This is a genomic window from Marinobacter sp. G11 (genome assembly GCF_021282325.1).
Lineage (GTDB): Bacteria > Pseudomonadota > Gammaproteobacteria > Pseudomonadales > Oleiphilaceae > Marinobacter > Marinobacter vinifirmus.
The window spans coordinates 1-1,135 of sequence record NZ_JAJSPB010000103.1 but is presented as its reverse complement, the minus strand read 5'-3'; the positions used below and the strand labels follow the sequence as shown (position 1 = coordinate 1,135).

Sequence of the window (1,135 nt, the reverse complement as noted above, 5' to 3'; positions counted from 1 at the left end):
TACTAATTCGAAATAAAGTAAGCGAACATTACCCGGAGATATAAGCCAAATCCGGATGGCCAAAAAACGATTTCAATAGTCGTGGCAATTTTTGCAAACGTCGAAGCTGCCGGTAAACAGTGCTCCGAAGTTGTTCTTTGCTGTTAATGATCTTTTTACCGACGTGATGGTATTTGATATAGCCCCAAACAGACTCGTCAGGATTCAGCTCCGGCGAGTACGGCGGCAGGAAGAACAACCTGAGCTTGCCGTCGAGACTCTCAACATAGTCTCGAGCCCGGCGAGCATGATGCACCGGGTGATTGTCGAGGATCAGGAACACCGGCTTTTCGGAATCCTGGACCAGTGCTTTGAGGAACCCGATGAAGGCATCGGTGTTCATGTTTCCCTTGATCGTTTTGAAGCGCAGTTCGCCGCGGGGTGAAATGGCAGAAATCATGTTAATGCTGAAACGGCTTCCGGTATTGCGAATAACTGGCGTCTCTCCAATGGGCGCCCAGGTAGTCCCACTGTGGTAGTCGGAGCGAATGCTAGCCTCATCGCCAAAGTAGATCGTAGCGCCAACCTTCTTGGCTTCTTTGCGAATCTCTGGGTAGGTCTCTTCCTTCCACTGCTTCACAGCCTCCGGCTTCTGCTGGTACGCCCGATGCAGCGGCTTTTGAGGCGTCAGCCCCAGGTTGCGAAGCAGGCGACCGACGGACACATCGCTCAGTCGCACGTTGAACTTTTGCCGGATCAATTCACGCACACGACCCCGGGTCCACAGGGCGAAATTAAACTTCAGTTGGTCCGGCGTGAAGGTGGTAATCCAGGTATACAGCTCCCGAATCTGTTCGCCGCTCAACTTCTTGGGACGACCGGAAATCTGCTTGGCTTTAAGCGCTTCAAAGCCGCCCTCGCGGTAGGCTGCAAGCCACTCATAAATCCGGGCTCGACTCATGCCCAAAGCTTTGATCACCACTTCCGGGCTTTCGCCATCCATAACCCTTTGAACGGCACGAACCCGAAGTGCTTCCAGAGTTTTATGGTCCAGTTTACGACCGTCGTCATGGCGCATAAGAGCTGATATCCGATATAGTCCGCGAGCAATGTTTTTATTATACATCATGTTCGCTTACTTTTGAACTCCTTAGTA

1 protein-coding gene is annotated in these 1,135 nt (G+C 51.7%); it reads right to left on the bottom strand.

The genetic code is table 11. The annotated features are described in order from the left end of the window. Positions 1-28 precede the first annotated feature (28 nt). Positions 29-1,057, bottom strand: a complete 1,029-nt coding sequence (locus LWH94_RS19200) for an IS630 family transposase (protein ID WP_232903309.1) — start codon at positions 1,055-1,057, stop codon at positions 29-31. Positions 1,058-1,135 lie beyond the last annotated feature (78 nt).

Coding starts and splice junctions, on each gene's coding strand:
- LWH94_RS19200 (WP_232903309.1), bottom strand. CDS start 1,057: ATGCGCCATGACGACGGTCGTAAACTGGACCATAAAACTCTGGAAGCA.